Origin of the sequence: Comamonas thiooxydans, assembly GCF_000964545.1 — a bacterium.
Classification (GTDB): domain Bacteria; phylum Pseudomonadota; class Gammaproteobacteria; order Burkholderiales; family Burkholderiaceae_C; genus Comamonas; species Comamonas thiooxydans.
In genome coordinates this window covers 1-3,258 of the sequence record NZ_BBVD01000033.1, presented here as the reverse complement: position 1 = coordinate 3,258, position 3,258 = coordinate 1, and the positions used below count along the sequence as shown (strand labels likewise).

Annotated in this window: 1 rRNA gene; it reads left to right on the top strand. The window is 50.4% G+C overall.

From position 1 onward, the window contains the following. Nucleotides 1-273 precede the first annotated feature (273 nt). Nucleotides 274-3,151: ribosomal RNA gene (locus Cth01_RS23845) — 23S ribosomal RNA — on the top strand. The last annotated feature ends 107 nt before the right edge of the window (nucleotides 3,152-3,258 follow it).

Genomic DNA, 3,258 nt, shown 5'->3' with positions numbered 1-3,258 from the left:
GGCTGTTCTTTAAAAATTCATAGAGTCGAAATCAGCGTTGCTGGTGGAAAGCACAAACCAAGGTTTGTGCACCGTGCCGCCAGCAACATTTTGATTGCGTCAAAACAGATATTTTGCGAATGCAAATTTATCTAGTAATGACGAATATTCTCTAAGCTGCATCGAAAGATGCAGCCAAAGATATTCACATTACGGCATAACGCGTGAGGTGCAAGACCTCACCAGTCTTTGAAACCAGGCTTTGATTCTCGCTAAGAGAGTCCAAAGTTATAGGGTCAAGTGACTAAGAGCATATGGTGGATGCCTTGGCGATGATAGGCGACGAAAGACGTGATAGCCTGCGATAAGCTTCGGGGAGCTGGCAAATAAGCTTTGATCCGGAGATTTCTGAATGGGGGAACCCACCTCGCAAGAGGTATCGTGCACTGAATACATAGGTGCACGAAGCGAACCTGGAGAACTGAAACATCTAAGTACCCAGAGGAAAAGACATCAACCGAGATTCCGATAGTAGTGGCGAGCGAATTCGGAAGAGCCTTGCAGTGATAGTCGACCGGTTAACAAAACGGCATGGAAAGGCCGACCATAGTGGGTGATAGTCCCGTATGTGAAAACCGATCGGTGGTACTAGGCTGCAGACAAGTAGGGCGGGGCACGAGAAACCCTGTCTGAATATGGGGGGACCATCCTCCAAGGCTAAATACTCATCATCGACCGATAGTGAACCAGTACCGTGAGGGAAAGGCGAAAAGAACCCCGGGAGGGGAGTGAAATAGATCCTGAAACCGTATGCTTACAAAAAGTCGGAGCCCTTAGGGGTGACGGCGTACCTTTTGTATAATGGGTCAGCGACTTACATTCAGTGGCAAGCTTAACCGAATAGGGGAGGCGAAGAGAAATCGAGTCCGAATAGGGCGACTAGTCGCTGGGTGTAGACCCGAAACCAAGTGATCTATCCATGGCCAGGATGAAGGTGCCGTAACAGGTACTGGAGGTCCGAACCCACTAATGTTGCAAAATTAGGGGATGAGCTGTGGATAGGGGTGAAAGGCTAAACAAACTTGGAAATAGCTGGTTCTCTCCGAAAACTATTTAGGTAGTGCCTCAAGTATTACCGTCGGGGGTAGAGCACTGTTTAGGCTAGGGGGTCATGGCGACTTACCAAACCTATGCAAACTCCGAATACCGACGAGTACAGCTTGGGAGACAGAGCACCGGGTGCTAACGTCCGGACTCAAGAGGGAAACAACCCAGACCGCCAGCTAAGGTCCCTAAAATTGGCTAAGTGGGAAACGAAGTGGGAAGGCTAAAACAGTCAGGATGTTGGCTTAGAAGCAGCCATCATTTAAAGAAAGCGTAATAGCTCACTGATCGAGTCGTCCTGCGCGGAAGATGTAACGGGGCTAAGCCAGTTACCGAAGCTGCGGATGCACAGTTTACTGTGCGTGGTAGGAGAGCGTTCTGTAAGCCTGTGAAGGTGTCTGGTAACGGATGCTGGAGGTATCAGAAGTGCGAATGCTGACATGAGTAGCGTTAAAGGGGGTGAAAAGCCCCCTCGCCGTAAGCGCAAGGTTTCCTACGCAACGTTCATCGGCGTAGGGTGAGTCGGCCCCTAAGGCGAGGCAGAGATGCGTAGCTGATGGGAAACAGGTCAATATTCCTGTACCGATCAATAGTGCGATGTGGGGACGGAGAAGGTTAGCTCAGCCAACTGTTGGATATGTTGGTTCAAGCGTGTAGTCGTGCTCTTTAGGCAAATCCGGAGAGCTAAGATGAGGCGTGATAACGAGTCTGCTTGCAGACGAAGTGAGTGATACCCTGCTTCCAGGAAAAGCCACTAAGCTTCAGCTATTGACGACCGTACCGCAAACCGACACTGGTGCGCGAGATGAGTATTCTAAGGCGCTTGAGAGAACTCAGGAGAAGGAACTCGGCAAATTGACACCGTAACTTCGGGAGAAGGTGTACCCCAAGTAAGTGAAGTTGTACAAACGGAGCTCAAAGGGGTTGCAAAAAATTGGTGGCTGCGACTGTTTAATAAAAACACAGCACTCTGCAAACACGAAAGTGGACGTATAGGGTGTGACGCCTGCCCGGTGCTGGAAGATTAAATGATGGGGTGCAAGCTCTTGATTGAAGTCCCAGTAAACGGCGGCCGTAACTATAACGGTCCTAAGGTAGCGAAATTCCTTGTCGGGTAAGTTCCGACCTGCACGAATGGCGTAACGATGGCCACACTGTCTCCTCCTGAGACTCAGCGAAGTTGAAATGTTTGTGATGATGCAATCTCCCCGCGGAAAGACGGAAAGACCCCATGAACCTTTACTGTAGCTTTGTATTGGACTTTGAACGGATCTGTGTAGGATAGGTGGGAGGCTTTGAAGTGCGGTCGCTAGATCGCATGGAGCCGACGTTGAAATACCACCCTGGTGCGTTTGAGGTTCTAACCTGGATCCATTATCTGGATCGGGGACAGTGCATGGTAGGCAGTTTGACTGGGGCGGTCTCCTCCCAAAGCGTAACGGAGGAGTTCGAAGGTACGCTAGTTACGGTCGGACATCGTGACGATAGTGCAATGGCATAAGCGTGCTTAACTGCGAGACTGACAAGTCGAGCAGATGCGAAAGCAGGACATAGTGATCCGGTGGTTCTGTATGGAAGGGCCATCGCTCAACGGATAAAAGGTACTCTGGGGATAACAGGCTGATACCGCCCAAGAGTTCATATCGACGGCGGTGTTTGGCACCTCGATGTCGGCTCATCTCATCCTGGGGCTGTAGTCGGTCCCAAGGGTATGGCTGTTCGCCATTTAAAGAGGTACGTGAGCTGGGTTTAAAACGTCGTGAGACAGTTTGGTCCCTATCTTCCGTGGGCGCTGCAGATTTGAGGAAGCCTGCTCCTAGTACGAGAGGACCGGAGTGGACACACCTCTGGTGTACCTGTTGTCACGCCAGTGGCATCGCAGGGTAGCTAAGTGTGGAAGAGATAACCGCTGAAAGCATCTAAGCGGGAAACTCGTTTCAAGATGAGATCTGCCGGGGCCTTGAGCCCCCTGAAGGGTCGTTGTAGACCACGACGTTGATAGGCTGGGTGTGGAAGCGCAGTAATGCGTTAAGCTAACCAGTACTAATTGCCCGTGCGGCTTGACCCTATAACTTTGGGTAAGCCTGGAAAAACAAAAGACAGAACGCAAGTTCTAGTTATGCCGAAAAGGCGCAATCGAAAAGCTGATTGAAGACTCTATGAATTCGTTGGATT